Source organism: Cupriavidus sp. 01L415 (genome assembly GCF_056400065.1).
In genome coordinates, this window is sequence record NZ_JBFTSP010000002.1 from 282,232 (window position 1) to 308,146 (window position 25,915).

Below are 25,915 nucleotides of genomic sequence, written 5' to 3' on the forward strand. Positions count from 1 at the left end.
TCCTGTTGTACTGAAGTCTTGTATTTCCCTCAGAGGAGAAGAAGAGATGTCTAAGGTTTCCTTCCGCCTGTTGGCCGGTGCCGCCGCAGTGGGCGCCATTGGTACGCTGGCTGCCACGCCCGCCTTTGCCGCCAAGGATGCGGTGATGGCCGTGTATTCCACGTTCACCACGCTGGACCCGTACGATGCGAACGACACGCTGTCCCAGGCAGCCACCAAGTCGTTCTACCAGGGCCTGTTCGGCTTCGACAAGGACCTGAAGCTGGTCAACGTGCTGGCCGAAAGCTATGACGTCAGCAAGGATGGCCTGGTCTACACCATCAAGCTGAAGAAGGGTGTCAAGTTCCACGACGGCACCACGTTCGACGCGTCGGCCGTCAAGGCCAACCTCGACCGCGTGATCGATCCGGCCAACAAGCTCAAGCGCTACACGCTGTTCAACCGCGTGGCCAAGACCGACGTGGTGGACCCGAACACGGTGAAGATCACGCTGAAGGAACAGTTCTCGCCGTTCATCAACGTGCTGGCCCACCCGTCGGCTGTGATGATCAGCCCGACCGCGCTGAAGAAGTACGGCAAGGAGATCGCGTTCCACCCGGTGGGCACGGGCCCGTTCGAATTCGTCGAGTGGAAGCAGACCGACTACCTGAAGGGCAAGAAGTTTGCGGGCTACTGGAAGACCGGCTATCCGAAGATCGACACGATCACCTGGAAGCCCGTGGTGGACAACAACACCCGTTCGGCCGTGATGCAGACGGGCGAGGCGGACTTCGCGTTCAGCATTCCGTTCGAGCAGGCCGCGGTCCTGAAGGCCAGCCCGAAGGTGGACCTGATCGACTCGCCGTCGATCATCCAGCGCTACGTGTCGTTCAACACGATGGTCAAGCCGTTCAACGACCCGAAGGTACGCCAGGCCATCAACTACGCGATCAACAAGGACGCGCTGGCCAAGGTGGCGTTTGCCGGCTACGCCGTGCCGGCGCAGGGCGTGGTGCCGCCGGGCGTGGACTTTGCCGAGAAGCTGGGCCCGTGGCCGTATGACCCGGCCAAGGCACGCGAGCTGCTGAAGGAAGCCGGCTATCCGAACGGTTTCGAGACCACGCTGTGGTCGGCCTACAACCACACCACCGCGCAGAAGGTGATCCAGTTCGTCCAGCAACAGCTGCAGCAAGTGGGCATCAAGGCCCAGGTGCAGGCGCTGGAAGCCGGCCAGCGCGTGGAGCGCGTGGAGTCCGTGCAGAAGCCGGAAGACGCCGGCGTGCGCCTGTACTACGTGGGCTGGTCGTCGTCGACCGGTGAATCGGACTGGGCGCTGCGTCCGCTGCTGGCGTCGGAATCGATGCCGCCGAAGCTGCTGAACACGGCCTACTACAAGAACGACCAGGTGGACGCGGACATCGCCGGGGCCCTGCGCACGACGGACCGCGCCGAGAAGGCCAAGCTGTACAAGGATGCCCAGGAACGTATCTGGAAGGACGCACCGTGGGCCTTCCTGGTCACGGAAAAGGTGCTGTATGCGCGCGCCAAGCGCCTGACCGGTGCCTACGTGATGCCTGACGGCTCGTTCAACTTCGACGAGATCGACATCAAGCAATAAGGCATGCGGGACGTCGGGGCTGCCATGGATATCGAGGCAGCCCCGATACCCGATGTCGCCGGCACCGAACTGAGACGGGGTGTTTCAGTGAAGTGGTAGCGGTACCTGCGGGTGCAGGTGTAGTTGCAGTTGCAGTTGCAGTTGAAGTGGATGTTCTGAAGTCGCGGTTAGTAGTCCTATAAAAAGCTGTACGCGGTAAACCGTGATGGCCGCCCGCTCGGTATGCGGGGGCATGGGCGGGTGGCCAACGGTCTTAATTTCTGGTGCCAGATGCTGAATTACTTCATCAAACGATTTCTGGGCGTGATCCCCACACTGCTGCTCGTGGCGGTGCTGGTGTTCCTGTTCGTCCATATGCTGCCTGGCGATCCCGCACGGCTGGCTGCCGGCCCGGAGGCCGACACGGCCACGGTGGAACTGGTCCGCAAGGACCTGGGCCTGGATCGGCCGATGCACGAGCAGTTCGTGCGCTTCTTCACCAATGCCGTTCGCGGCGAATTCGGCACGTCGCTACGCACCAAGCGGCCGGTTGCCGAGGAAATCGGCGAGCGGTTCTATCCGACGCTGTACCTGACCCTGGCGTCGATGGTCTGGGCCGTGATCTTTGGCATGACCATCGGCATCTGTTCGGCCGTGTGGCGCAACAAGTGGCCGGATCGCGTGGGCATGACGCTGGCCGTGTCCGGTATCTCGTTCCCGGCCTTTGCGCTCGGCATGCTGCTGATGGAAGTCTTCTCGGTCCAGCTGGGCTGGCTGCCGTCGATTGGCGCCGATAGCTGGAAGCACTACATCCTGCCCTCGCTGACGCTGGGCGCCGCCGTGGCCGCCGTCATGGCGCGTTTCACACGCGCATCGTTCATCGAGGTGCTGCAGGAGGATTTTGTCCGCACGGCCCGCGCCAAAGGCGTGCGTGAGACGGTCGTCGTGGCCAAGCACACGCTGCGCAACGCCATGATTCCCGTGGTGACGATGATGGGCCTGCAGTTCGGCTTCCTGCTGGGCGGCTCGATCCTCGTGGAAAAGGTGTTCAACTGGCCCGGCCTGGGCCGCCTGCTGGTGGACGCCGTGGAAATGCGCGACTACCCCGTGATCCAGGCCGAGGTGCTGCTGTTCTCGCTCGAATTCATCCTGATCAACCTGGTCGTGGACATGCTCTACACCGTGATCAATCCCACCATCCGCTACAAATAAGAGGCCGGCATGACTGAGCTTTCCACGCCCGCCGCCCCCGAGGCCGCAACCGCCGCCGCCCCCGAGGCCGTCCGCACGCCCTGGAGCGAGTTCTGGCGCAAGTTCCGCAAGCAGCATCTGGCGCTGGCCGCCGGCGCCTTTGTGCTGCTGCTCGTGGTGATCGCCATCCTGGCACCGCATATCGTGCCGTACGACCCCGAGAACTTCTTCGACTACGACGCGCTGAACGCGGGTCCGTCCGCCGCCCACTGGATGGGCGTGGATTCGCTGGGCCGCGACATCTTCAGCCGCATCCTGGCCGGCACGCGGATCTCGCTGGCCGCGGGCTTCTTCTCGGTGATCATCGGCGCCATCATCGGCACGGTGCTGGGCCTGCTGGCCGGCTACTACGAAGGCTGGTGGGACCGCGTCGTGACCCGTCTCTCCGACGTGCTGTTCGCGTTCCCCGGCATCCTGCTGGCCATCGGCATCGTGGCGATCCTGGGCAACGGCATGACCAACGTGATCTTCGCCGTGGCCATCTTCAGCATTCCGGCGTTCGCGCGGCTGGTGCGCGGCAATACGCTGATGCTCAAGCGCCTGACCTACGTGGAGGCCGCCAAGAGCATCGGTGCGTCGGACTGGACCATCCTGATGCGGCACATCCTGCCGGGCACCGTGTCGTCGATCGTCGTGTATTTCTCGATGCGGATTGGCACCTCGATCATCACGGCCGCCGGCCTGTCCTTCCTGGGCCTTGGCGCCCAGCCGCCCACGCCGGAATGGGGCGCGATGCTCAACGAGGCCCGCGCCGACATGGTCACTGCGCCGCACGTGGCCATCTTCCCGAGCCTGGCGATCTTCCTGACAGTGCTGGCGTTCAATCTGCTCGGCGACGGGCTGCGCGACGCGCTGGACCCCAAGATCGATCGCCGCTGATACACGCATGACCTCCATCGATCCCGCTGTGTCTGGCGCTCGTATCCCGCCCGCGCCGCATGTCGGCGACCTGCCGGCCGGCCCGCGCAACGCCATCACCGACGTGCCGGGTGTGACCGTCGGCCACTGCACGCTGGCCGACGGCGCGTGCCAGACCGGCGTGACCGTGATCCGGCCCCATGCCGGCAACGTCTACACGGACAAGGTGCCGGCCGCCGCCACGGTGCTGAATGGTTTTGGCAAGAGCATCGGGCTGGTGCAGGTCGACGAACTCGGCGTGATGGAAACGCCCATCGCGCTGACCAATACGTTCTCGGTCGGCGCCGTCGCCCAGGCGCAGATTCGCGAGGCGATCGCCGCCAACCCGGAGATCGGCAGGCGCTGGCCGACCGTCAATCCGCTGGTGTTCGAGTGCAACGATGGCTTCCTGAATGACATCCAGGCCATGGCGGTGCAGGAGGCGCACTATGCCGCCGCGCTGGCCGCCAGTGGCGTCGACGTGGCGCGAGGCGCGGTCGGTGCCGGGCGCGGCATGTCGTCGTTCGGACTGAAAGGTGGCATCGGCACGGCATCGCGCGTGGCCGGCGGCTATACGGTCGGCGCGCTGGTGTTGTCGAATTTCGGCACGCCGGAGTCGCTGATCCTTGCGGGCCAGCAGCTCGGCGCGAAGCTGGCGGCGCGGCTGAAACAGGACGCCACGCCGGAGAAGGGCTCGATCATCATGATCGTCGCCACCGACGCTCCGCTCGATAGCCGTCAACTGCGCCGGCTCTCGCTCCGCGCCGGGGCCGGGCTGGCGCGTACCGGTTCCGTGTTCGGCCATGGCTCCGGCGACATCGCGCTGGCATTTTCCACGGCGTATACGGTGCCGCACCTGGCCGATGTGCCCATGCCTGCCATCCCGATGGTCCATGAATCCCGCCTCGACCCGTTGTTCCGCGCCGCAGCGGACAGCGTGGAGGGGGCCATCGTTTGCGCGCTGTGGCATGCCGAAGCCGTGGAGGGCCGCGACGGCCACCGCCGCCATGCCCTGCGCGACCTGTTGCAAGACCTGACTGCATGAAGATCCTGATCTCCACCGATATCGAAGGCGTGGCTGGCGTTTTCCACGCCGAACAGACGCGCGCCGGCAATGGCGAATACGAACGCGCCCGCGCCTGGATGACCGCCGAGGCCAACGCGGCCGTGCAAGGGGCGTTTGCGGGTGGCGCCTCCGCGGTGCTGGTCAATGACTCGCACGGCGGTTTTCGCAACCTGCTGCCCGACCAGATCGATCCGCGCGCGCAACTGGTGCTTGGCAAGCCGCGTTACCTGAGCATGATGGCCGGCGTGGAGCACGACTGCGACGGCGTGTTCATGATCGGTTACCACGGCCGCGCGCAAAGCCGTGGGGTGCTGGCGCATACGATCAATAGCGGGGCGTTCGCGCGGGTCTGGCTCAATGGGCTGGAGCTGGGCGAGGCCGGCATCTATGCGGCGCTGGCGGGCGAGTTCGATGTGCCGGTGCTGCTGGCCAGCGGGGACGACGTGTTCATCGCCGAAACGCAGACGCTCATGCCGTGGGTGCGCTATGTACAGACCAAGACTGCCGGAGGGCAGGGCAGCGGCGTGACGCTGTCGCCCGCCGCTGCGCGCGAGGCCATCGCGCAGGCGGCCGAGGCCGTGACGCGCAACGCGATGGCGCGGCCCGAGGCGCGCTGCTTCGAGCTGGACGGCCCGATCAACTGCCGCCTGCAGACCGTGACCTCGGCCCATGCCGACCTGTTCTGCCAGTGGCCGACCTTCGAGCGGGTGGATGGCGTGACGCTGTCCTTCGATGCGCCGACCGTCCAGGCCGCCGTGCGCATGCTGAATTGCTGCTCGGCGATGTCGTTCATGCTGAAGTAGCGCGGCCCGTGGCGCGAATAGTGGGACAATAGCGGTCGTTCTCTTTCTCGCCACACCATGATTGACGCCATGCACGGGGGCTGGGTGCCCGTACGCAAGGATTTCGTCGACCCAGCCACCACACGCTGCCACGCGCGCGGGGCAAAGGGCGGCCGGCACCACGGCTTTCCGGAAGGCCACGCCTATATCCTGCGCGACCCGGCCGGCGATGAATACCCGTTCGGCCCGGAATGCGCGCGCGCCGTGCTGGCCGATCCGGCCTGGCTCGACTGCGTGCCGGACTACACCGAGCGCGACGCCGTCAAGCGGCTCCCCGACTTCACCGATGTGCCCCCGCCGCGCCGCAGCCGCAAGGCCAGCGCGGCAGAGCAGGAACTCGCCCGCCGCAATGCCGCCACGCGCTACGTGATCCTGCGCATGGAGAAGGTGGCGGCGGTGCCACGCGTGCAGCCGACCGTGCGCTTTCCGGCGCTCGAGGACCTCTACCAGCAGGTCGCGGCCGGCGGCGTGCTCGGCAGCGCACAGGTCCAGCGGGTGCTGGCCATCGAGCGCAGTGCGGCCACGCCGGCCAAGCTCAAGGGCCTGAACCTGCTCGATGTCTATACCGCGCATATCAAGCTGGAGTGGCTGATCGCGGCGTCGAACAACGTCGAGAACATACGTTTCCTGCGCAGCCTGCATGACTGGCTGGCCAGACATCTGGTGCTCTCCGCCGCGCAGATCGAGGCCGCCGGCATCGTCATGCACCCCCACGCCTTTCGCTCCGCGTGGCCGCAGGAGGGGAGCGGCGAGCTCTTCTAGCGGAATTGCCGCGTCGAGGTGGCAAGCCGGCGCGAAATGGCGTTTAATCTGCCCATCCCCACTCGGCCCAGGCCCCCTTTGCCATGCCTGCCAGCGCCAGTCCGATTGCCCGCTGCTTCGCCCGAAGCTATGCGGAAGCCCGCCAGAAGTTCCTGACCGCGGCGCGCCAGACCGGCGCCACGCTGACCGAATTCCCACATCCCACCCAGACCGGCCACGAGGGCGAGACGCTCGCGATGGATGTCGCCTGGGTTGGCGCGGACGATGCGCGGCACGTCGTGCTGGTGACATCAGGCACACATGGCGCCGAGGGTTTCTGCGGATCGGGCGCGCAGGTGGCGATGCTGGGCGATACCACCTTGCATGCCGACTGCCGCGCCGCGGGCGTTGCGCTCGTGCTGGTTCACGCGGTCAATCCCTATGGCTTCTCGCACCTGCGCCGCGTCAACGAGGAAAACGTCGACCTGAACCGGAATTTCATGGATTTCGACGCGCCCCTGCCGCAGAACGCGCCGTATGCCGAGGTGGCGCCGTTTCTGCTGCCGCCCCACTGGCCGCCATCCGGCGAAGACCAGGCCGCGCTGATGAAGATCGTGGCCGAGAAGGGCATGTCGTGGTATCAGGCCGCGGTCAGCGGCGGCCAGTACCAGGATCCGGGAGGACTGTTCTTCGGCGGACACAAGGCGACGTGGAGCAACTACACCTTGCGCCGAATCCTGGCGCGCTTTGGCGCCGGCCGCGACACCCTGCGCTGGATCGATATCCATACGGGGCTGGGCCCCTGGGGCTACGGCGAGCCGATCTACATGGGGCCCGACCATGCGGACCAGATCGGCAAGGTGCGCGCGATCTGGGGCAACAGCGTGACCTCGATCTACGACGGCTCCTCGACCTCCTCCAACCTGACCGGTCTGGCGTGGATGGCCGTGCCGCAGACGCTGCCCGCCATCGACTATGCGGGCATCGCGCTCGAATTCGGCACGCTGCCGCTGGGCGAGGTGCTGGAAGCCCTGCGTGGCGATCACTGGCTGCATCGTCACCCGGAGGCCGATGAAAACCAGCGGACCCTGATCAAGCAGGCGGTCTGGCGCGCCTTCTATGGCGATGCCGACGACTGGCGCGACGGCGTGGTGGCGCAGGTGACGGAAGCCGTCCGGCGCGGCGCCGGGATCTGATCATCGAAGCGGGGCAGGCCCGCGCCGCCGTCTCCGTCTCCGCCTGACGACCTAGTCCGGTACGAAATCCTCGCCCCGGAAGATCCGCACCGGTTTGCCGCGCTCGACTTCGTGATGCATCTGCCGGCGCTGCGCGCGCAGGCCCGCGTCCTGCGCTTCCGCATGCTCTGCCAGGCGGTGTGCGATCCACGCGATGGCCAGCCGCTTGTTGGCATGCTGGCTGCGCTCCGTCTGCACGCGAACGCTGATGCCGGTGGCGAGATGCGTCGCCCGGATCGCCGATGCGGTCTTGTTGACATGCTGGCCCCCCGGTCCCGATGCGCGCATGGCCTCGAAACGGATGGCACCCACCAATACCGGCGCCGGCGCCACGCAGCGTGCCACACCAATGAACCAGTTCTTGCGCGGATGCCTTGGTCGGCAGGGGCTGGCACATATCCACTGGATCGTGCCGGTCCAGCGGCCAGCCAGGTGCTCTGCCTGGTCGCCGTCCAGACTCAGCAGGGCGGAGCGCAGCGCGCCGCGCGACGCGCCATCCACCTGTTCGAGCACGCAGACATCGACGCCGCACTGGCCCGCCTCATGGAGCAGCCGATGCAGGGCCCTGGCTGCGGCGATCCCGCATTCCTCCGGGCCGTGCGAGGCGGAGATCTGCAACAGGATCATTCGCAGCACCCCCCGCGCGTCTTGTACGTCAGCACCGGCCGCAGCCGCGCCAGGATCTTCAGCAGCCCCGCATCGTGCAGCGCGCCGACGACGCTATCGATTGGCTTGTACGCTTCCGGCGCTTCCTCGTACATCAGGTCGCGATGCTCGCAGATCACGTGGCTGTTCAGCTTCGTCCGGCGCAGTTGCTCGACGCTGAACCGCCTGACCAGCCGGTCCTTGCATTCGCTGCGCATCCACTTGCGCCCGGCGCCATGCGCGAGCGACAGCAGGCTGCGCGTGTCGGCGATGGGTTCGACGAGGTAGCTGTAGTCGCCGCGAGAGCCCGGAATGACCACCGGACCGGCGTCGGCGGGGGTGGCGCCCTTGCGATGGAGCCAGCCCGATACGCCGTCGATCACGGCCGGCGCCACGAAGTTGTGATGGACGTCCAGCACGCGCCGGCCTTCGCCGCCGCAGAGCCGGTCGAGCATCCGCAGCGCGATCAGTTCGCGATTGGCGTGCGCAAAGGAGAGTGCCTGCCGATGGCGGGCGAGGTAGGCGGCGCAGGCCGCGTCGTCATCGGCCAGCCCCTGGTGGCCAAACTGGTCAACGTGGTCGCGCAGAATGGCCTGGCCGAGTCCGCGCGATCCGCTATGCACCAGCAGCAGGAGCTGTCGCGCGACGATGTCCAGTTTGTCGATGGCCGCAGCGTCGTGGACCTCATCGACCTGTTGCAGCTCGGCGAAGTGATTGCCGCCACCGATCGTGCCGAGCGCATCGGCATGCCCGATGCCCGGAGGAGCCAGCCGGGCGATTTCCTCGGCCCAGGCATCGCCCAGCGGGACGTCGAGGTTGCCAAGCCGCTTGTCGAGCCGGTCGATGCCGACACGTCCGGCGACAAGACCGGTTTGCCACAGCGCCATGCCGCAGCCGATGTCGTTGCCGACGAGCGCGGGGTAGAGTCGGTTGACCGAGAAGAACGCGGCGCCGACAGGGTAGCCGCGGCCGGGATGCAGGTCGGGCATCGCCACGACCTGTCGCATGCCTTGAAGTGCCGCGGTAGTGTGAAGTTGGTGGATCGCGTTACCTTCGATCCAGGTGTCGTCCGACGCGATCAGCGAGATCGCCTCCGACAATTGCACGAAGCAGTTGCCCATTTGCCATATCCAGATAGGGAAAAAGAAACATCCGAATGGGGCAGGCCGGAGCCAGGGCAACGCATGTGTGGGTTCCCGCGCGAGGTGCGGAAACGGGGAATGCGGTTAGCCCAGACGCGGCCTGCAAGGAACCGATTGCTGCTTCATGGCGATCTCCTTTGCAGTGGTGGGGGAAGAGGGTTGTGATCCTACGGCGGTCTGCGGGGCGGTGGCAAGGGTGGGCACTATCGTTGTGGCATGGTTGCGACAGCGATGACGCGGGCCTTACTGCTCCGCGCCGCTTTCGTCGACGAGCCAGTTCCGGAACATGCGCGCCGCGGCCGGCTCTGCACGGTCGCTCGGCCAGACGGCGTAATAGCCGCCACCGAGCGAGGCGCTGGCATCGCACGCCCGCACCAGCACGCCGGTTTCGATGCAACGGTCGATCATGTGGCGCCATCCCAGCACGATGCCCTGCCCCTCGATGGCCATCTGCACGAGCACGGGATAGGCGTTGATCACGAGCTCGTGCGCGATGCGGGCGTCGCGCAGGCCGTTGCGCGCGAACCAGGTCGGCCAGGACATCCATTGCCGCTGCGCGTCTTCCAGCACCAGCAGCGTTTCGCGCGGCAGGTCCGCCACGCTCAGGTGCCTGCCGCGCAGGTAGTCCGGTGCGCACACCGGGAACACCTCTTCCTCATAGAGCCGGCGCGCCGCCAGCCCGCTCGGGGCGCCTTCGCGCAGGTAGTACAGGCCGATGTCGAAGTCGGTTCCCGCCAGCGAGGCGAGGCTGTCGTTGACGATCATGCGCACGTGGAAATCGGGGTGTCGCGCGCGGAAGGTGGCGAGCCGCGGCGCCAGCCACAGCACGGCGACGCCTGAGGAGCAGGCCACTGTCAGCTCGACCTGTCCCTTGCGTTTCATCACATCTTCCGTCGCTTCGGCGCAGCCCACCAGCAGGCGCTGCACCTGTTCGGCATATTCCTGGCCGCTGACGGTCAAGCGCAGCGCGCGTGGCTCGCGAATAAAGAGCTTCTTGCCGAGAAAGCGCTCAAGCTGCGCCACCTGCCGGCTGATGGCGCTCTGTGTGAGATGGAGTTCGGACGCGGCACGGGTAAAGCTGCCGTGCCGCATCGCCGATTCGAAGGCGACCAGGCATGGCAGCGGCGGGAGCGGGGAGATGCGCATGACGGGCGTGACCGATGGCGGGGGAAGCCGCCATGATAAGTCGGACACCCGCGCCGTGGCACGTCTGGCGCGCCACGGCGTCTCCATGCGTCAGCGTGGTGCGCGATGGACCTTGCCGGCCTGCATGATGAGGCCGATGCGGGCATCCGGGCCCGCCAGCACGCCGATATCGGTCAGGGGGTCGCCATCGACGGCGATCAGGTCCGCCAGCGCGCCAATGCGTACCGTGCCGAGCTCGCCCTCGCGCTGCAGGATCGCGGCGGCGATCGACGTGGCCGAGCGGATGGCCTCCAGATTGCCGAGGTATTCGGCGCGGATGCGGAATTCCTCGGACTGGTACTGATGCATCTCGCCCAGCAGGTCGGAGCCGAAACCCATCGGCACGCCGGCCTCGGCGTAGATCGCCAGCGAATCGCGGCCGGCCTGCCGCACGGTTTCGATCTTGGCGACCGATTCGGCCGGCAGGCCCAGCCGTGCGCCGTCGCGCGCCAGGGCATCGTAGGTGATCAGCGTCGGCACGACGAACGCGCCGTGATCGCGCATCACGCGGGCCGCGGCTGCATCGACGAGGTTGCCATGCTCGATGGTGCGCACGCCGCAGCGTACGGCCCGCGTGATGGCGCGGCCCGTGTAGGCATGGGCCATCACGTAGGTCTGGGCGGCTTCGGCTTCGGCCACGATCGCGCGGATCTCGTCCTCGCTGTACTGCGTATTGCCGATCGGGTCGGTCGGCGACGCAACGCCGCCCGACGCCATGATCTTGATCTGCGTGGCGCCCTTCTGGATTTCCTCGCGCACGGCCAGCCGCACGGCGTCCACGCCATCGGCGATGCGCGCGATGGCTCCCGCGCGGAAGGCGCAGGAGCAGGGCTCCAGTGTGTCCGCGCGCGGGCGGAAGTCGCCGTGCCCGCCGGTTTGCGACAGCGCCTTGCCCGAGGGGAAGATGCGCGGGCCGGGAATCAGGCCGGTGGCCACGGCCTGCGAGAGGCCCCAGTCGGCGCCACCGGCATCGCGCACGGTGGTGAAGCCGCGCTCCAGCATGCCCTTCATGATCGGCATGGCGCGGAAGGCGACGAGCACATTCGGCTGGATCGCGTTCACACCCAGGTTGGCCAGCGCCGCCAGCACGTGAACGTGGCAGTCGATCAGGCCCGGCATGACGGTCTTGCCGCCGACGTCGATGACGGTGGCCAGCGGCGCGTGCAGCGGCGTGGCGGAGACGTCGACGATGCGGTCGCCGTCGATCAGCACATCGTGGCGCGGCAGCGCGGTGCCGCGGGCGGGGTCGAGGACGTTGCCGCCCTTGAGCAGGATCTGGGTCATGGCTTAGCGCTTCTGGAGATAGGCCGGTTCGCGCACCAGGCGCGTGCCGGCAAAACTGATGGCGGCGGCGATCATCACGTAGAACGCCGGGGCCATCGTGCTGCCGGTGGTGGCGATCAGCCACGTGATGAAGAAGGAGGCAAAGCCGCCGAAGATGGTCACCGCCAGGTTGTAGGCGACGGAGAGTCCCGTCGACAGCACCTTGGCCGGGAACAGCTCGGAGAAGGCCGCCAGGATCGGGCCGGTGTAGGTGGCGATCAGCACGCCGAAGACGATCTGGAACACCAGCAGCGACGCCAGCCCGGGCGCCTGGTTGATGTAGACGAACATCGGGTACGCCAGCACGAAGATCAGCGCGGCGGCGCCGGACAGCAGGCCACGCCGGCCCATGCGGTCGGCCAGCAGGCCAACGAGCGGGGCGAAGATCATGATGGCCAGGCCACCGGCCATGCCGGCGATGAAGCCGGTCGATTGCGGCACCTTGAGCACCTTGACGGCGTAGGTCGGCATGTAGAACAGCAGCACGTAGGTGCACACGGTCCACAGGATCACCATCGAAAAGCTGGCCGCGGTCTGGCGCGGATAGTCGCGCAGCACCTCAGTCAGCGGCGAATCGGTCTTGTCCGTGGCTGCGCGGAAGGTGGGCGTCTCGTCGAGGTGGTGGCGGATGTAGTAGCCCACGGGGCCGATCACCATGCCGAGCAGGAACGGCAGGCGCCAGCCCCAGCTGTTGAGCGCCTCGGGGCTCAGCGAGGCCGTGACGAAGGTGCCGACGGCGGCGCCCAGCAGCACTGCCACGCCGATGCTGGCCTGGATCCAGCTGGAGTAATAGGCGCGCTGGTGCTCGGGCGCGTACTCGGTCAGGAAGGCGGTGGCGCCGCCCATCTCGCCGCCTGCGGAAAAGCCCTGCATCAGCCGGGCAACGACGATCAGCAACGGCGCGAACACGCCGATCTGGTCATAGGTGGGGGCGATGCCGATCAGCGTGGTGCCCAGCGCCATCAGCAGGATGGTGAGCGACAACGCCGCCTTGCGGCCGACGCGGTCGGCATAGACGCCAAGGATGATGCCGCCCACGGGCCGCATGAAAAAGCCGACGCCAAACGTGGCGACGGCCAGCAGCAGCGACGACAGGTCATTGCCTGTCGGAAAGAACAGCTTGGCGATGATCACGGCGAAGAAGCTGTACACCGTGAAATCGAACCATTCGAGGCCGTTGCCGATGACCGTGGCGATAATGGCACGGCGGCGTTGGCTGGCGCCGATATGAGGCGGGGCGGCGACGTAGGTGGGGGCGCTGGCTTGCATGTCTCTCTCTCCCGTTCTGGCAGGTGAAACCGATGTTAGGGGCGCCACGATGACGCGGGAAACGAAATCTGCGCATGCGGCCATGACGCCAGCGCATGCATGCCGGCCTGCCACGGGGCGCCGCTTGCGATCGGTCTACAATGCCGGAGTTCCCCGGTGCCGGGTCTGTTGCGGACCTGCCGGGGCCTGCAAAAAGAAGAAGCATAAGAAGCGCTCCCAGCTCACGCGTTCATGCATGTCGATTCGGTCGTACTCATCATTGCGCTCGGCGCCGTCGTCGCCGGTTTTGTCCAGGGTCTTTCCGGTTTTGCCTTCGGCATGGTCGCCATGTCGTTCTGGGCCTGGGGCGTGGAGCCCCGGATGGCCTCGGCGATGTCCGTCTTCGGCGCGCTGACCGGCCAGTTGCTCGCGGCATTCACGGTCCGACGCAAATTCCACCTGGCCACCGTATTGCCCTTCCTGCTGGGCGGTATCGTTGGCATTCCCATCGGCGTCACCATCCTGCCGATGCTCGACGTCCACCTGTTCAAGCTCTGCCTCGGCATCATCCTCGTGATCTGGTGCCCGATCATGCTGTTCTCGGGCAAGCTGCCGCCGATCCGGCACGGCGGGCGCGTGGCCGACGCCATCGTGGGCGGGATTGGCGGGATCATGGGCGGGATCGGCGGATTCACCGGCATTGCCCCCACGCTGTGGTGCACGCTGCGCGGCTTCGACAAGGACACGCAGCGCGTGGTGATCCAGAACTTCAACCTCGGCGCGCTGCTGGTGACGATGGCGGTCTACATCGGCACCGGCATCATCACGAAGGACATGCTGCCGATGTTCGCGATCGTCGCGCCGGCGATGCTGATTCCCACGCTGCTGGGCACGCGCGTTTATATCGGCATCAGCGATGTCGCCTTCCGGCGCATCGTGCTGACGCTGCTCACGTGCTCCGGCGCGGCGATGCTCATCGCGTCCGTGCCGAGACTGTTCTGAAGCGGTTCCGGGCCGGAGCCGCCCCGGAACGGAATCGGAGCCTCAGCAAGGCTACTCGGGAAAAGGGGCGGCGTTGATCGCGCCCAGGGCGCCGGCCACGCCGTGCGAGCGTAGCCGTTCGAGCTGTTCCGCGACGGCCTGGATGAAGACGTCCGACTCGCCCAATGCGCCAAACACCGGCTGGAATCCAGCGATCGCGCGCACGCGGACGCGTTCTCGCTCGGTCGCATCGAACCGGTTTTCCGCTTGCGATTCGGCTTCGGCCATCACACCCGCCAGTGCCCCGGCCAGTGGGTCCTCGATCCGGTAGGCGGCGCCGGCCTCGTCATAGCCGCGCAGGAAATACAGCCACGCGGCCACGCCCAGCGCCAGCCGGGGGAATGGCTGGCCGGCGGCGATGCGGTCACGGATCGGCGCCAGCAGCCGTTGCGGGATCTTCTGCGACCCATCCATGGCGATCTGCCGCGTCTGGTGACCGAGCGCGGGGTTGGTGAAGCGCGGCAGCAGGCTGTCGCGGTAGGCGTCGATGTCGAGCCCGGGCAGCGGCGGCAGCGTGGGCTGCACCTCGCGCGCCATCGTGGTGGCGATGAACGTGCGAACCGCTGGCTGGGCGATCACACGATCGGTGGTCGGCCAGCCAGCCATGACACCCATGTACGCCATCATCGACTGGCTGCCGTTGACCAGCCGGTGCTTGAGCACCTCGAATGGCCGGGCTTCGTCGACGAACTGCGCGCCGCCGGCTTCCCAGCGCGGCCGGCCCGAGGCGAAGCGGTCTTCGATCACCCACTGAAAGAAGGGCTCGCCGACGACCGGCCACGCGTCTTGCTGCCCGAGTGCCGTGGCGACCCGCGCCACATCGACCGGCGTGGTCTTCGGCACGATACGGTCGACCATCGAATTCGGAAACGTGCAGCGGGTGGCTACCCAGTCTTGCAACGCCGGATCGATTTCCGCGCAAAAGGCCAGCAGAACCTTGCGCAGCGTGTTGCCGTTGCTGGCCAGGTTATCGCAGGACAGCAGCGTCAGCGGTCCGAGCCCGCGCGCCATGCGGCGTTGCAGGCCGCGCGCCAGGTAGCCGATGGCGGTGACTGGCCCGTCAGGATGCGAGAGGTCGCTCACGATCCCCGGATCGTCGCGGTTCAGGGCGCCGGTCGCCGGATCATGGCAGTAGCCCTTCTCGGTCACGGTCAGGCTGACGATCCGTGTGTCCGGATGGGCGATGCGGTCCAGCACGGCGGCCGGGTCGCCCTCGGCCACCAGGATGTCGATCACCGCGCCGATGACCTGCAGCGATTCACGGATCTCGCCGCCATCGCCGGCCCTGCGCAGTGACAGCGTATACAGGCCGCCCTGCGGCGTCAGCGCGTCGTGGGTATCGGGCCGGCGCAGCGACACGCCGACAATGCCCCAGCCGAGCCCATCCTCGCCGCCGGCCTCGATGGCGGCCTCGGTGATCTCGGCCTGATGGCCACGGTGAAAGGCGCCGATGCCCAGATGGACGATGCCTGCACGCAGCCGTTCGCGCGCATAACGGGGCCGGCGGACCTCGGGGGGCAGGGCGTCGAGCTGGTCGGGATGGAGTCGTGGCATGGGCATCCTCCGTTCTACCAGTGCCACAGCGTGCCGTCGTGGGCCAGCCGGTTCACGGGCAGGTAGGCCCGTTGGTAGGGGTACTTCGCCGCCAGCGCTTCATCGATCTCCACGCCATGACCGGGCACATCGCCCGGGTACAGCATGCCGTCCTGGAACGTGTAGGCGTGCGGAAAGACCGCATCGGTGTCGTCGGTGTGGCGCATGTATTCCTGGATGCCGAAGTTCGGCACCCAGAGGTCGAAATGCAGTGCCGCGCCCATGCAGACCGGCGACAGGTCCGTGGCGCCATGGCAGCCGGTGCGCACCTGATGCATGGCCGCGAAGTCCGCGATGCGGCGCAGGTGCGTGATGCCGCCGGCGTGGACCACGGTGGCGCGGATATAGTCGATGAGCTGCTCCTCGATCAGCGTCTTGCAGTCCCAGATGCTGTTGAAGATCTCGCCCACGGCCAGCGGCGTCACGGTGTGCTGGCGGATCAGGCGGAAGGCGCGCTGGTCCTCCGCCGGCGTGGCGTCCTCCATCCAGAACAGGCGATAGGGCTCCAGCGACTTGCCGAGGCGCCCGGCCTCGATCGGCGTGAGCCGGTGGTGGACGTCGTGCAACAAGTGGATGTCCGGCCCGACCGCATCGCGCACGGCTTCGAACAGCCGGGGCGTGTGGTCGAGGTAGCGCTCGGTGCTCCAGTCGTGTTCGGACGGCAGGTTGGCGTCGGCCGGTTCATAGAACAGGCGATCCCTGGACACGCCGTAGACCTTGTTGAGCCCCGGCACGCCGGACTGGGCGCGGATGGCCTTGTAGCCCATTTCCTTGTAGCGCAGCACTTCATCCACGGTGGCGGCGATGTCGCTGCCGTTGGCATGGCCGTACACCATCACGCCGGTGCGGCTCTTGCCGCCGAGCAACTGGTAGAGCGGCAGGCCGGCGGCCTTGGCCTTGATGTCCCAGAGCGCGGTGTCCACCGCGGCGATGGCGCTCATCGTCACCGGGCCGCGCCGCCAGTAGGCGCCACGGTACAGGTATTGCCAGATATCTTCGATCTGGTGCGCGTCCCGGCCGATCAGGCACGGAATCACGTGGTCTTCCAGATAGCTGGCCACGGCGAGTTCCCGGCCATTGAGCGTGGCGTCGCCGATGCCGGACAGGCCCTCGTCGGTCTCGATCTTCAGCGTGACGAAGTTGCGCCCCGGGCTGCAGACGATAACGCGCGCCTTGGTGATCTTCATGCCAGGTCTCCATCGATATGAGAATGGTCTGATTGACGGCCAGTGATTCGGTGGCCCGGTGTTTCGAGGGTTCGGTAGTCCGGTCGTCCGACGACTCGGGCTTCGGCACTACATCACCGCGCCGAGCGACCACGGCACGAATTCATTCTGTCCGTAGCCATGCAGTTCGCTGCGCGTCTTGCGCCCCGAAGCCGTCTCCAGCATGAGTCGGAAGATCGCTTCGCCTTTGCCGGCGATGCTGGTGGCGCCATCCAGGATGTCGCCGCAGTTGATGTCGATGTCCTCCGCCTGCCGTTGCCAGAGCGCGTTGTTGGTGGACAGCTTGAGCGAGGGCGAGGGCGCGCAGCCGTAGGCCGATCCTCGCCCGGTGGTGAAGCAGATCAGGTTGGCGCCGCCCGCGACCTGGCCCGTGGCGGAGACGGGGTCGTAGCCCGGGGTGTCCATGAACACCAGACCCTTGGCGCGCACCGGCTCGGCAAACTCATAGACCTCGACGAGGTTGGTCGTGCCGCTCTTGGCCACCGCGCCCAGCGATTTCTCCAGGATCGTGGTCAGCCCGCCCGCCTTGTTGCCGGCCGACGGGTTGTTGTCCATGCTGCCGGCATTGCGCGCGGTGTAATCCTCCCACCAGCGGATGCGCGCGATCAGGCGTTCGGCCACGGCCGGTGACGCGGCGCGGCGCGTCAGCAGGTGTTCGGCGCCATAGATTTCCGGCGTTTCCGACAGGATCGCCGTGCCGCCGTGCCGCACCAGCAGGTCCACGGCCGCGCCGAGCGCGGGATTGGCCGTGATCCCCGAGTAGCCATCGGATCCGCCACATTGCAGGCCGACGATGATGTGGCTGGCTGGCACAGGCTGGCGCGTCACGCGATTGGCGTCGTCCAGTAGCGCCTGCACGATACCCACGCCGCGCGCCACGGTCTTTGCCGTGCCGCCGGTGTCCTGGATATTGAAACTGTGGAAACGTGGGCCGGCGGCCAGGTCGGCGAGGCCGGGCTCGGCGAGAAGCGCATCGATCTGATTGGTTTCGCAGCCGAGGCCCACCACCAGCACCGCCGCGAAATTCGGATGCTTCGCATAGCCGGCCAGGGTGCGGCGCAGTACGCGCAGGTTTTCGCCATCGCTGTCCGTGGCGCAGCCGGCGCCATGCGTGAGTGCCACCACGCCATCGACGTTGGGGTAGGGCGCGAGTGCCGCCGGATGGATGTCGCGGCGGAAGTGGTCCGCAATGGCGCGCGCGACCGTCGCCGAGCAATTGACCGAGGTCAGGATGCCGATGTAGTTGCGCGTGGCCACGCGGCCATCGGCACGCACGATGCCGTCGAACGTCACGGCACGGCTGGCGTATTCGGTGGCGTGGATGTCCGCGCCGGCCGCGTAGTCGCGGGCAAAGTCGCCCATCGCCAGGTTGTGCGTATGGACGTGCTGGCCCGGCGCGATGTCCTGCCGCGCGAAGCCGATGATCTGGTTATAGCGCCGTACCGGCGCGCCGGCCCGGATGGCGCGGACGGCCACCTTGTGGCCGGGCGGCACCAGCCCCGTCACGGTCACGCCTTCCTCCGGCAGCACGGTGCCGGACAACAGCTGGCGGCAGGCGATGACGATGTCATCGGCGGGATGGATGCGGATCACGGCCGGGGCGGCAGGGGAGCCCGGCGTGGGCTGGGTGGCCTGCGTTGGATCGGGCCTGAGCGGGGTGGCGGCTGGCATGGGGAGCCCTCGATGGTCGTTCAGTTCGACCAGCCGCCGTCGATGACCTGCGCCGTGCCGGTGGTGAACGCGGATTCGTCGGAGGCGAGGTAGACGGCCAGCGCGGCGATCTCCGCCGCGGTGCCGATGCGGCCCATTGGCTGGCGCGCGACGAAGTCCGCTTCCACCTGCGCCAGCGTGCGTCCGCTGGTCCTGGCCTGGTCGGCGATGCGCTGACGCAGCGACGGGGATTCCACGGTGCCGGGGCAGATTGCATTGCAGCGAATGCCCTGGCCGATGTAGTCGGCGGCCACGGCCTTGGTCATGCCGATGACGGCCGCCTTGGTCGTGCCATAGACAAAGCGGTTCGGTGCGCCCTTGATGCTGCCTGCCACGGATGCCATGTTGATGATCGATCCGCGCCGCGCGGCCAGCATGGCCGGCAGGAAGGCCCGCATCATGCGATACATCGCCCGCACGTTCAGGTTCACCGAGAAATCGAACGCCGCGTCGTCGCAATCGAGAATCGTCCCATGGTGGACGAAGCCCGCGCCGTTGAACAGCACGTCGAGCCGGCCGATCTCCGCTGCGGCGGCTTGCACGGCGGCGGCATCGGTGACGTCGAGGCGCTGCGCGCTGCAGTTTGGCAAATCAGCCAGTTCTGAAAGTGTCTCCGGGTTGATGTCGGCGGCGATCACGCGGGCGCCTTCGCGCAGGAACGCTTCCGCGGTGGCGCGGCCAATGCCCTGGCCGGTTGCGGTCACCAGGGCGATCTTGCCGGCAAGTCGTTGCGTCATGGAGGACTCCTTGTGGATGTTCAGGAAACGACCACGCGGGCGGCCGCGCGGCGTTCGATCTCGGCCCAGTCCCAGTCGATGCCCAGCCCCGGCGTGTCCGGCGGCACGGCATGGCCGTCCTCGATCCGGACGCGGGTGGTGGCGATGGCGTCGAGTTGCGGGATGTATTCGACCCACGCGGCATTGGGCACCGCCGCGCAGAGGGAAACATGCAGTTCCATCAGGAAGTGCGGGCAGATGGCGAGGTTGGCGGCCTCGGCAAGATGCGCCACCTTGAGCCACGGCGTGATGCCGCCGATGCGGGCCGCATCGGCCTGCACGATGGAGCAAGCGCCCTGGCGTACGTAGTCGGCAAACTGGCCGGCCGAGTAGAGCGATTCGCCCACGGCAATCGGCAGGGAGGTGGCGTTGGCCAGCCTGACGTGGCCGGTCAGGTCGTCCGCGGGCAAGGGCTCCTCGAACCAGCCGAGGCCGAGTTCGGCGTAGTGCGGGGCGCGGCGAATCGCCTCGGCCACCGTGAAGCACTGGTTGGCATCGACCATCAGCGCAAAGTGGTCGCCCACGGCATGACGGACGGCCGACAGGCGCGCGAGGTCGTCAGCCAGTTGGGGCTTGCCGACCTTGATCTTGGCGCCTTGAAAGCCCGCCTCCCGGGCGGCGATCGCTTCCTCCACCAGCGCCGCCGGCGACAGGTGCAGCCAGCCGCCCTCGGTGGTGTAGACCGGCACGCGCGCCTGGGCGCCACCGGCCGCGAGCCACAGTGGCTGGCCGTCGCGATGGCAGCGCCAGTCCCACAACGCGGTGTCGATGGCGGCCAGCGCGAGACTGGTGATCGCGCCAACCGAGGTGGCGTGCGTGGCGAACAGCAGGTCGCGCCAGATGGCTTCGATGTGCGCCGGGTCGCGGCCGATCAGGCGCGGCGCGAGGTGGTCCCGCAGCAGGGCCATCACGGACGATCCGCCAGTGCCGATCGTATAGCTGTAGCCGGTGCCCTCGGACCCGTCCGCGCAGCGGATTCGCACCATCGGCGTTTCCTGCGTGACGAAGGACTGGATGGCGTCGGAGCGCGGCACCGGCGGCGGCAGGTCCACCTGGAACAGCTCGACGGAGCGGATCGTCGTGCCCGTCGTGGTGGTCGCGGCTGTCTTGATCATGGGCCGGCTCACTTGCTGCCCACGAGGTTCGGCAGCCAGAGCGTGATTTCCGGCACGTAGGTGATGGCGATCAGTGTCAGGAACAGCGGTATCAGCCACGGCAGGATGGCCACCGTGGTGCGCTCCACCGACAGCTTGGCCACACGCGCCAGCACGAACAGCACCATGCCCAGCGGCGGGTGCAGCAGGCCGATCATCAGGTTCAGGGTCATCACCAGTCCGAAGTGGATCGGGTCGATGCCGAGCTTGAGCACGATCGGCAGCAGGATCGGCACGAGGATGGTGATGGCGGCCGTGGTGTCGATAAAGCAGCCGACGATCAGGATCAGCAGGTTGGCCAGCAGCAGGAATACCCACTTGTTCTGGGTAAAGCCGAGGATGGCATCGGTCAGCATCTGCGCGGCCTGGCTGGTGGTCAGCAGCCACGCGAAGATCGACGCCGCCGTGACGATGAACAGCACCGAGGCCGTGGTCTCGATGGTGTCCAGCGTGGCGCGGACCAGCGCGCGCATCGTCATCGAGCGATAGCGGACCAGCCCCAGGAACAGCGCCCAGATCACGGCGGCCACTGCCGCTTCGGTCGGGGTGAACCAGCCGAGCGTCATGCCGCCGATCAGGATGACCGGGGCCATCAGCGCCATCACCGCCGAGAAGTCGAAATACCAGTCCAGCGCCAGCAGCGCCACCAGCGCGCCGAGCGCGGCCATGTTGGTGGAGACGCCCATCTTCGTCGCCAGCCAGATGGCGAGGGGAAAGGCCAGCACCACCAGGATCTCGATGGTCGCCGAGCTCAGCAGCTTCCACGAGAACGCCGTGTCGCCGCCCCAGCCGCGGCGATGCGCGATCCATGCGACCGTGCCCATCATGAACAGCGTGAGCACCAGTCCGGGGATGATGCCCGCCAGGAACAGCGAGCCGATCGACACGTTGGCCATCATCCCGTAGATCACGAAGGGCAGGGACGGCGGAATGATCGGCCCGAGCGTGGCAGACGCCGCGGTCACGCCCACGGCAAACTCGGTCTCGTAGCCGTGGTCCTTCATCGCCTTGATCTCGATGGTGCCCAGGCCGGCCGCGTCGGCGATGGCGGTGCCGGACATGCCCGAGAAGATCACCGATCCGATGATGTTGACGTGGCCCAGCCCGCCGCGCATCCAGCCGACCAGCGCCACGGCGAAGTTGTAGATGCGGCCCGTGATGCCGGCCACGTTCATCAGGTTGCCGGCCAGGATGAAGAAAGGCACGGCCAGCAGCGGAAAGCTCTCCACGCCGGCGATCATGCGCTGGGCCAGGATGACGTCAGGCACGGTGCCGCTGGTCCAGATATAGAGCAGGGACGCCAGCGCCATCGACACGGCCACCGGCACGCCGAACAGCATCAACGCCAGAAACGAAACAATGAGAATCGACATCTTGCGGCTCCGGGTTCGGGACGGCGGGGGTCAGTTGTCGAACGATTCGAACGCCTGCGGGCGTTCCAGGATCGAATAGCCGCGTCGCCAGTTCTGCCAGCTCACCTGGACGGAGCGTCCGAACATCAGCACGAAGCCGATCAGCGCGAGCCAGTAGACGTGGTTCTTGTTCCACTCGATGGTGGTCATGGGCTCGTCGCCGACGATGCCGATGTAGCGCCACACCAGCCACGCGGCATAGGCGAAGAACGCCGTGCGCACGATGTCGACTAGCGTGGAGAGCACGCGCGCCGGCCGGTGCGGCAGGTAGCGGTAGAGCAGGTCCACCTGGATATGGCGGCATTTGCGCATGCACATCGACGCGCCGATGAAGACCACGCCGATCAGGCAGTACGTGGCCAGCTCCTCCGTCCACGCCAGCGAGTCGTTCATCACGTAGCGCGTGAAGAACTGCAGGAAGACCAGGATCGTCATCACCCAGAACAGGCCGAGGGTGAACCAGTCCTCGGCGGCGACGTCGTCGAGGACCACGGGCTGGGCGTCGGCTTCCTCGAAGCTGTGGACGAGGTCCGCGACGGAGGACATATGCGGTCCGTCCGTCGTCGCGTTCTCGGGGTCGGGCTGCGGCGGCGGGCCGTCGGGGTTGGCAAGGCGGGACTGCAATTCCATGGGTTCGGCTCCGTTTGGCTCCCTTCAGCACCCTTCAGCAGCACGGTGGCGCGGGGCGCCACCGGCCCGCCATCATTGAACGGCCTGGATTTTTTCCCAGTCGGCCTTGCGATAGCCCTGCGATTCGAAGGTCACGTTCTTGAGCACGGCGTCGCGGTACTCGGGCACGCTGACCTGGGTCACCGTGATGCCCTTCTGCCGGAACACGGCGACCAGTTCCTTCTCGCGCGCCACCACGTCTTCCGTCGCCTTGGCGGCGGCTTCCTGCGCCACCTCGTTGAACATCTTCCGCTCGGGCTCGGACAGCTTCTTCCACAGCGCGCCGGATATCACCGTGTTCAGGTGATCCACGATATGGCCGGTCAGCACGATGTATTTCTGTACCTCGTAGAACTTCTTCGCCTCGATGGTCGTCAGCGGATTTTCCTGCGCTTCCACCGTGCCGTTCTGCAGCGCCAGGTAGACCTCGGCAAAGGCGATCGGCGACGTGTTCACGCCGCACGCGCGCGGCATGGCCAGGTAGGCGGGCACGTCCGGCACGCGCATCTTCAGGCCCTTCATTTCCGTGCAATGAGAAAACGGCTTGTTCGACGTGGACTGCCGCGTGCCGTAGTACGTGGTGGCGACGATGTGGTTGCCGGTCTTGTCCTCGTAGCCGCGCGTCAGTTCCTTGTAGATGTCGCTCCTGGTGTATGCCAGCAGGTGCGTGGCATCCCGGAAGGTATACGGGTAGTACGTCACGCCGATGCGCGGGAACGACTTGGCGGCAAAGCTGGAGCCCGAGATGATGATGTCGACCGTACCCATCGCCAGGCCCTGGTTGATGTCGTTCTCCTTGCCCAGCTGGGAGGCGGGGAAGACATCGATCTGGTACTTGCCGTTGCTGCGTTTCTTGATTTCCTCCGCCGCCCACACGGACCACTTGTGGAACGGCTCGGAAGTCTCGTAGACGTGCGCCCACTTGAGCTTGATCGGGGCCTGCGCCTGGGCGAGGGCGGTGGACGACAGGCTGAAGCCGGCCAACAGCATGGCCGCCCCGAGCACGCACGACGAGAACTGCCGGCGATGACGCATCATTGGTTGTCTCCTGTTTCTGGGTGGAATCCCGCCGGCTTTTTTAGTAGAGGGAGCCGGTCGGGGCGAGGCCGGGGGCCTCAGCCGGTCAACTGCACTTTCGTACTGCGGCCCTTGTCGGCCGCCAGGTGAAACGCCTCCACCGCCTGCGCCAGCGGCAACTGCGCCGAAAGCAACGGGCGGACATCGAGCCGCCGTCCGGTCAGGTACTGCACCGACCAGTCGAATTCGCGGCCAAAGCGGAAGGCGCCGACGTAGTCCAGCTCGCGCGCCATGATGTTGTTGGCGGGGAAATGCAGGCCCTCCGCGGGCAGGGTGCCGACCTGCACGATGCGTCCGCCACGGCGCGTGGCCGTGAGGCAGGTAGCCAGCGCGGCGGGGCTGCCCGCCGCTTCCAGGCTCACGTCCGCCAGGTCCTGCAGTGCGCTGGCGGCGGTGCCGGTGGTGAGAATCGTCTCATCCGCACCGACCGTGCGCGCGACTTCCAGCGGCCGTTCGGCGATGTCGCAGACGATGATGCGGGCGGCGCCGGCCAGCCGGGCGGCCATCACCGTCAGGCTGCCGATCGTGCCGCCGCCGGTCACCAGCACGGTCTTGCCCAGCAGCTCGCCCGCGCGATTGACGCCGTGCAGGGCCACGGAAAGCGGCTCCGCAAAGGCCAGTTCGCCGAGCGAGATATCGGATTCCACCGGCGTGAGCTGCCGCTCGTGCATCAGGAAGTGCTGGCGGAACATGCCTTGCACGTGCGGGTAGACGCTGGCGCTGCCCAGGAAGCGCATGTTGCGGCAGAGGTTGTCGCGGCCCGCGCGGCAGTAATCGCACTGCCCGCATGCATGGGACGGATTGATCGCCACCTTCATGCCCGGCGCGACGCGCGTGACCGCGCTGCCAACGGCCTCCACGATGCCGGAGGCCTCGTGCCCCGGTGTCAGTGGTTCCCGGATGACGAACGCACCCACCTTGCCATGGAAGAAGTAGTGGATGTCCGAGCCACAGATGCCGGCCGCGCCCAGCCGGACCTGGACTTCGTGGGGACCGGGCGCAACGGGTTCGACGTCCGAGAACCGCAGGTCCTCGCTGGCGTGGATATGGCAGGTCAGCGACATCAGGTTTCCTCGCTTAGCGAATTGGCGGTGCCCGCGGCCTTCTTGCGGCGCGGCCGGGCGGGGGCGGCGGCCGCCGGGGATTCCGCGTTGCCCGGCCACGCGGCATAGAAGCGGCTGTGCGACAGCTCGAGGTGCTCGCACATGGCGGCCCGTGCGGCATCAGCGGATCCGGAAGCGATGGCGGCCACCACGGTGCGATGTTCGGCAATCGCGGCCATCCAGCTGGCGGCGTTCTCGAAATGACTGCCAAATTGCGCGAACAGCGGGTTGTGGCGCTCGTCGAAGAGTTCGGCGACCAGACGCAGGAGTACGGAGTTCTCCGAGACTTCGGTGATGCGCAGATGGAACAGGCGGTCGCCGCGCACGGGGATGTGGCCTGCGCCGGCTTCCTCTTCCATCAGCGCGATGGCCTCGGCCAGCGCTTCGAGCAACGCCGGCGTGCAGTGCCGTGCCGCATTGGCGGCCATCTCGCCTTCGATGGTCTGGCGCGCGCGGATGACGTCGAGCGGCGGCTCGGCTATGACGCTGCCCGCCGGCGTGCCCAGTGGCGCGGGGTCCGCGGCGCAGGCGTAGATGCCCGAGCCCATGCGGACTTCGACCAGGCCTTCCACCTCCAGCGCGATCAAGGCCTCGCGCACGGACGGGCGCGATACGCCAAGCTGTGCCGCCAGGTCCCGCTCCGGCGGCAGCCGGGAGCCCACGGGAAATTCACCGCCCTCGATCAGCCGGCGCAACTGGTCGGCGATCTGGCGGTAAAGACGGCGCGGTTCGATCTGCTGAATCGGCATGTCGGATCTGAGGTCCTGGATGGATTCGCTGCATCGGGGCGGCACCCGCCTCCGGCCGGTTCGTTGGCATGGAGGTCAGGCGGTCTGACCAATTTTTAGGAAATTTTCACAGGGTCCGCAAGGAGAACATTTGCCGCGCCGCAGCAGGCGGCGGTGGCATTTGCTACACGCACCCGCTGCCAAATCTACGCATGCGGCGGGCCTTCGTCGCACATGCGGCAAGCGCGCGTGGGAGCGTCGCCGGTGTGCCGCAA

Annotated in this window: 23 protein-coding genes; 8 read left to right on the top strand and 15 right to left on the bottom strand. The window is 67.1% G+C overall.

Translation table 11 applies throughout. The features are described 5' to 3' along the window. Nucleotides 1-46 precede the first annotated feature (46 nt). The 7 genes from gsiB to AC1DOX_RS06610 all read left to right on the top strand — a co-directional run bounded on the left by gsiB (nt 47) and on the right by AC1DOX_RS06610 (nt 7,569). The gene (gsiB, locus tag AC1DOX_RS06580) at nt 47-1,597 is read left to right on the top strand and encodes a glutathione ABC transporter substrate-binding protein GsiB (RefSeq protein ID WP_441614916.1); all 1,551 of its coding nucleotides are present in this window, start codon (nt 47-49) and stop codon (nt 1,595-1,597) included. 270 nt (nt 1,598-1,867) lie between these two features. Next, nucleotides 1,868-2,788, top strand: a complete 921-nt coding sequence (gene gsiC, locus AC1DOX_RS06585; protein ID WP_092134040.1) for a glutathione ABC transporter permease GsiC — start codon at nt 1,868-1,870, stop codon at nt 2,786-2,788. A 9-nt stretch (nt 2,789-2,797) separates the two neighbouring features. Continuing rightward, nucleotides 2,798-3,706 carry a glutathione ABC transporter permease GsiD gene (gene gsiD, locus AC1DOX_RS06590; RefSeq protein ID WP_092134038.1) on the top strand — a complete coding sequence of 303 codons (909 nt, stop codon included), beginning with the start codon at nt 2,798-2,800 and terminating at the stop codon, nt 3,704-3,706. A 7-nt stretch (nt 3,707-3,713) separates the two neighbouring features. Continuing rightward, complete coding sequence (locus tag AC1DOX_RS06595; RefSeq protein WP_441614913.1) at nt 3,714-4,769, top strand: DmpA family aminopeptidase; 1,056 nt, start codon at nt 3,714-3,716, stop codon at nt 4,767-4,769. After that, the gene (locus AC1DOX_RS06600) at nt 4,766-5,593 is read left to right on the top strand and encodes a M55 family metallopeptidase (RefSeq protein ID WP_441614911.1); all 828 of its coding nucleotides are present in this window, start codon (nt 4,766-4,768) and stop codon (nt 5,591-5,593) included. The genes AC1DOX_RS06595 and AC1DOX_RS06600 overlap by 4 nt, the downstream gene beginning before the upstream one ends. Before the next feature lie 57 nt (nt 5,594-5,650). Then, nucleotides 5,651-6,394, top strand: a complete 744-nt coding sequence (locus AC1DOX_RS06605) for a hypothetical protein (protein ID WP_477101232.1) — start codon at nt 5,651-5,653, stop codon at nt 6,392-6,394. Nucleotides 6,395-6,477: 83 nt separating this feature from the next. Next, nucleotides 6,478-7,569, top strand: a complete 1,092-nt coding sequence (locus AC1DOX_RS06610) for a M14 family metallopeptidase (protein ID WP_441614907.1) — start codon at nt 6,478-6,480, stop codon at nt 7,567-7,569. A gap of 51 nt (nt 7,570-7,620) precedes the next feature. Here AC1DOX_RS06610 and prfH read toward each other — a convergent pair whose 3' ends face one another. The 5 genes from prfH to AC1DOX_RS06635 form a co-directional block, all read right to left on the bottom strand. Then, on the bottom strand, nt 7,621-8,235 hold the full coding sequence (gene prfH, locus AC1DOX_RS06615; RefSeq protein ID WP_441614905.1) for a peptide chain release factor H: 615 nt from the start codon (nt 8,233-8,235) through the stop codon (nt 7,621-7,623). Then, entirely contained in the window at nt 8,232-9,374 is a 1,143-nt protein-coding gene (locus AC1DOX_RS06620; RefSeq protein WP_441614903.1) for an RNA ligase RtcB family protein, read from the bottom strand. The genes prfH and AC1DOX_RS06620 overlap by 4 nt, the downstream gene beginning before the upstream one ends. 264 nt (nt 9,375-9,638) lie before the next feature. Continuing rightward, nucleotides 9,639-10,541, bottom strand: coding sequence for a LysR substrate-binding domain-containing protein (locus tag AC1DOX_RS06625; protein ID WP_092134023.1), 903 nt, complete (start codon nt 10,539-10,541; stop codon nt 9,639-9,641). A 90-nt stretch (nt 10,542-10,631) separates the two neighbouring features. Next, nucleotides 10,632-11,864, bottom strand: coding sequence for a metal-dependent hydrolase family protein (locus tag AC1DOX_RS06630; RefSeq protein ID WP_441614901.1), 1,233 nt, complete (start codon nt 11,862-11,864; stop codon nt 10,632-10,634). Nucleotides 11,865-11,867: 3 nt separating this feature from the next. Beyond that, a complete protein-coding gene (locus tag AC1DOX_RS06635) occupies nt 11,868-13,172 on the bottom strand; it encodes an MFS transporter (protein WP_441614899.1) in 1,305 nt (434 codons plus the stop codon). Nucleotides 13,173-13,403: 231 nt separating this feature from the next. On the opposite strand from AC1DOX_RS06635, the gene AC1DOX_RS06640 reads away from it, so the two are divergent. Further along, nucleotides 13,404-14,153 carry a sulfite exporter TauE/SafE family protein gene (locus AC1DOX_RS06640; protein ID WP_441614897.1) on the top strand — a complete coding sequence of 250 codons (750 nt, stop codon included), beginning with the start codon at nt 13,404-13,406 and terminating at the stop codon, nt 14,151-14,153. A 51-nt stretch (nt 14,154-14,204) separates the two neighbouring features. Here the strand turns inward: AC1DOX_RS06640 and AC1DOX_RS06645 are convergent, their stop codons facing one another. The 10 genes from AC1DOX_RS06645 to AC1DOX_RS06690 all read right to left on the bottom strand — a co-directional run bounded on the left by AC1DOX_RS06645 (nt 14,205) and on the right by AC1DOX_RS06690 (nt 25,661). After that, nucleotides 14,205-15,746 (bottom strand): mannitol dehydrogenase family protein, encoded by a 1,542-nt coding sequence (locus tag AC1DOX_RS06645; protein WP_441614895.1) that lies wholly within the window; start codon nt 15,744-15,746, stop codon nt 14,205-14,207. A 14-nt stretch (nt 15,747-15,760) separates the two neighbouring features. After that, nucleotides 15,761-16,972 (bottom strand): D-mannonate dehydratase ManD, encoded by a 1,212-nt coding sequence (gene manD / locus AC1DOX_RS06650; protein WP_092134014.1) that lies wholly within the window; start codon nt 16,970-16,972, stop codon nt 15,761-15,763. A gap of 108 nt (nt 16,973-17,080) precedes the next feature. Then, complete coding sequence (locus tag AC1DOX_RS06655; RefSeq protein ID WP_441614892.1) at nt 17,081-18,682, bottom strand: UxaA family hydrolase; 1,602 nt, start codon at nt 18,680-18,682, stop codon at nt 17,081-17,083. A gap of 20 nt (nt 18,683-18,702) precedes the next feature. Beyond that, nucleotides 18,703-19,458 (bottom strand): SDR family oxidoreductase, encoded by a 756-nt coding sequence (locus tag AC1DOX_RS06660; protein ID WP_477113997.1) that lies wholly within the window; start codon nt 19,456-19,458, stop codon nt 18,703-18,705. A gap of 20 nt (nt 19,459-19,478) precedes the next feature. Further along, nucleotides 19,479-20,612, bottom strand: a complete 1,134-nt coding sequence (locus AC1DOX_RS06665; RefSeq protein WP_441614888.1) for a mandelate racemase/muconate lactonizing enzyme family protein — start codon at nt 20,610-20,612, stop codon at nt 19,479-19,481. Nucleotides 20,613-20,620: 8 nt separating this feature from the next. Next, nucleotides 20,621-22,024, bottom strand: a complete 1,404-nt coding sequence (locus AC1DOX_RS06670) for a TRAP transporter large permease (protein ID WP_441614886.1) — start codon at nt 22,022-22,024, stop codon at nt 20,621-20,623. A 30-nt stretch (nt 22,025-22,054) separates the two neighbouring features. Further along, a complete protein-coding gene (locus tag AC1DOX_RS06675) occupies nt 22,055-22,693 on the bottom strand; it encodes a TRAP transporter small permease (protein WP_441614884.1) in 639 nt (212 codons plus the stop codon). 72 nt (nt 22,694-22,765) lie between these two features. Continuing rightward, nucleotides 22,766-23,770: a sialic acid TRAP transporter substrate-binding protein SiaP gene (locus AC1DOX_RS06680; protein WP_218132678.1), complete on the bottom strand. Its 1,005-nt coding sequence runs from the start codon at nt 23,768-23,770 to the stop codon at nt 22,766-22,768. Between the two features lie 77 nt (nt 23,771-23,847). Then, nucleotides 23,848-24,873, bottom strand: a complete 1,026-nt coding sequence (locus AC1DOX_RS06685; protein ID WP_441614882.1) for an L-idonate 5-dehydrogenase — start codon at nt 24,871-24,873, stop codon at nt 23,848-23,850. After that, a complete protein-coding gene (locus AC1DOX_RS06690) occupies nt 24,873-25,661 on the bottom strand; it encodes a FadR/GntR family transcriptional regulator (RefSeq protein ID WP_441614880.1) in 789 nt (262 codons plus the stop codon). The genes AC1DOX_RS06685 and AC1DOX_RS06690 overlap by 1 nt, the downstream gene beginning before the upstream one ends. Between the last annotated feature and the right edge of the window lie 254 nt (nt 25,662-25,915).

What these genes read in the sequence shown, in the direction of transcription:
- AC1DOX_RS06655 (WP_441614892.1), bottom strand. Translation starts at nt 18,682, where the DNA reads ATGCCAGCCGCCACCCCGCTCAGGCCCGATCCAACGCAGGCCACCCAG.
- AC1DOX_RS06690 (WP_441614880.1), bottom strand. Translation starts at nt 25,661, where the DNA reads ATGCCGATTCAGCAGATCGAACCGCGCCGTCTTTACCGCCAGATCGCC.
- AC1DOX_RS06610 (WP_441614907.1), top strand. Translation starts at nt 6,478, where the DNA reads ATGCCTGCCAGCGCCAGTCCGATTGCCCGCTGCTTCGCCCGAAGCTAT.
- AC1DOX_RS06640 (WP_441614897.1), top strand. Translation starts at nt 13,404, where the DNA reads ATGCATGTCGATTCGGTCGTACTCATCATTGCGCTCGGCGCCGTCGTC.
- AC1DOX_RS06645 (WP_441614895.1), bottom strand. Translation starts at nt 15,746, where the DNA reads ATGCCACGACTCCATCCCGACCAGCTCGACGCCCTGCCCCCCGAGGTC.
- AC1DOX_RS06660 (WP_477113997.1), bottom strand. Translation starts at nt 19,458, where the DNA reads ATGACGCAACGACTTGCCGGCAAGATCGCCCTGGTGACCGCAACCGGC.
- manD (WP_092134014.1), bottom strand. Translation starts at nt 16,972, where the DNA reads ATGAAGATCACCAAGGCGCGCGTTATCGTCTGCAGCCCGGGGCGCAAC.
- AC1DOX_RS06675 (WP_441614884.1), bottom strand. Translation starts at nt 22,693, where the DNA reads ATGGAATTGCAGTCCCGCCTTGCCAACCCCGACGGCCCGCCGCCGCAG.
- AC1DOX_RS06635 (WP_441614899.1), bottom strand. Translation starts at nt 13,172, where the DNA reads ATGCAAGCCAGCGCCCCCACCTACGTCGCCGCCCCGCCTCATATCGGC.
- gsiC (WP_092134040.1), top strand. Translation starts at nt 1,868, where the DNA reads ATGCTGAATTACTTCATCAAACGATTTCTGGGCGTGATCCCCACACTG.
- AC1DOX_RS06605 (WP_477101232.1), top strand. Translation starts at nt 5,651, where the DNA reads ATGATTGACGCCATGCACGGGGGCTGGGTGCCCGTACGCAAGGATTTC.
- AC1DOX_RS06670 (WP_441614886.1), bottom strand. Translation starts at nt 22,024, where the DNA reads ATGTCGATTCTCATTGTTTCGTTTCTGGCGTTGATGCTGTTCGGCGTG.
- prfH (WP_441614905.1), bottom strand. Translation starts at nt 8,235, where the DNA reads ATGATCCTGTTGCAGATCTCCGCCTCGCACGGCCCGGAGGAATGCGGG.
- gsiD (WP_092134038.1), top strand. Translation starts at nt 2,798, where the DNA reads ATGACTGAGCTTTCCACGCCCGCCGCCCCCGAGGCCGCAACCGCCGCC.
- AC1DOX_RS06600 (WP_441614911.1), top strand. Translation starts at nt 4,766, where the DNA reads ATGAAGATCCTGATCTCCACCGATATCGAAGGCGTGGCTGGCGTTTTC.
- AC1DOX_RS06630 (WP_441614901.1), bottom strand. Translation starts at nt 11,864, where the DNA reads ATGACCCAGATCCTGCTCAAGGGCGGCAACGTCCTCGACCCCGCCCGC.
- AC1DOX_RS06685 (WP_441614882.1), bottom strand. Translation starts at nt 24,873, where the DNA reads ATGTCGCTGACCTGCCATATCCACGCCAGCGAGGACCTGCGGTTCTCG.
- gsiB (WP_441614916.1), top strand. Translation starts at nt 47, where the DNA reads ATGTCTAAGGTTTCCTTCCGCCTGTTGGCCGGTGCCGCCGCAGTGGGC.
- AC1DOX_RS06665 (WP_441614888.1), bottom strand. Translation starts at nt 20,612, where the DNA reads ATGATCAAGACAGCCGCGACCACCACGACGGGCACGACGATCCGCTCC.
- AC1DOX_RS06680 (WP_218132678.1), bottom strand. Translation starts at nt 23,770, where the DNA reads ATGATGCGTCATCGCCGGCAGTTCTCGTCGTGCGTGCTCGGGGCGGCC.
- AC1DOX_RS06625 (WP_092134023.1), bottom strand. Translation starts at nt 10,541, where the DNA reads ATGCGCATCTCCCCGCTCCCGCCGCTGCCATGCCTGGTCGCCTTCGAA.
- AC1DOX_RS06595 (WP_441614913.1), top strand. Translation starts at nt 3,714, where the DNA reads ATGACCTCCATCGATCCCGCTGTGTCTGGCGCTCGTATCCCGCCCGCG.
- AC1DOX_RS06620 (WP_441614903.1), bottom strand. Translation starts at nt 9,374, where the DNA reads ATGGGCAACTGCTTCGTGCAATTGTCGGAGGCGATCTCGCTGATCGCG.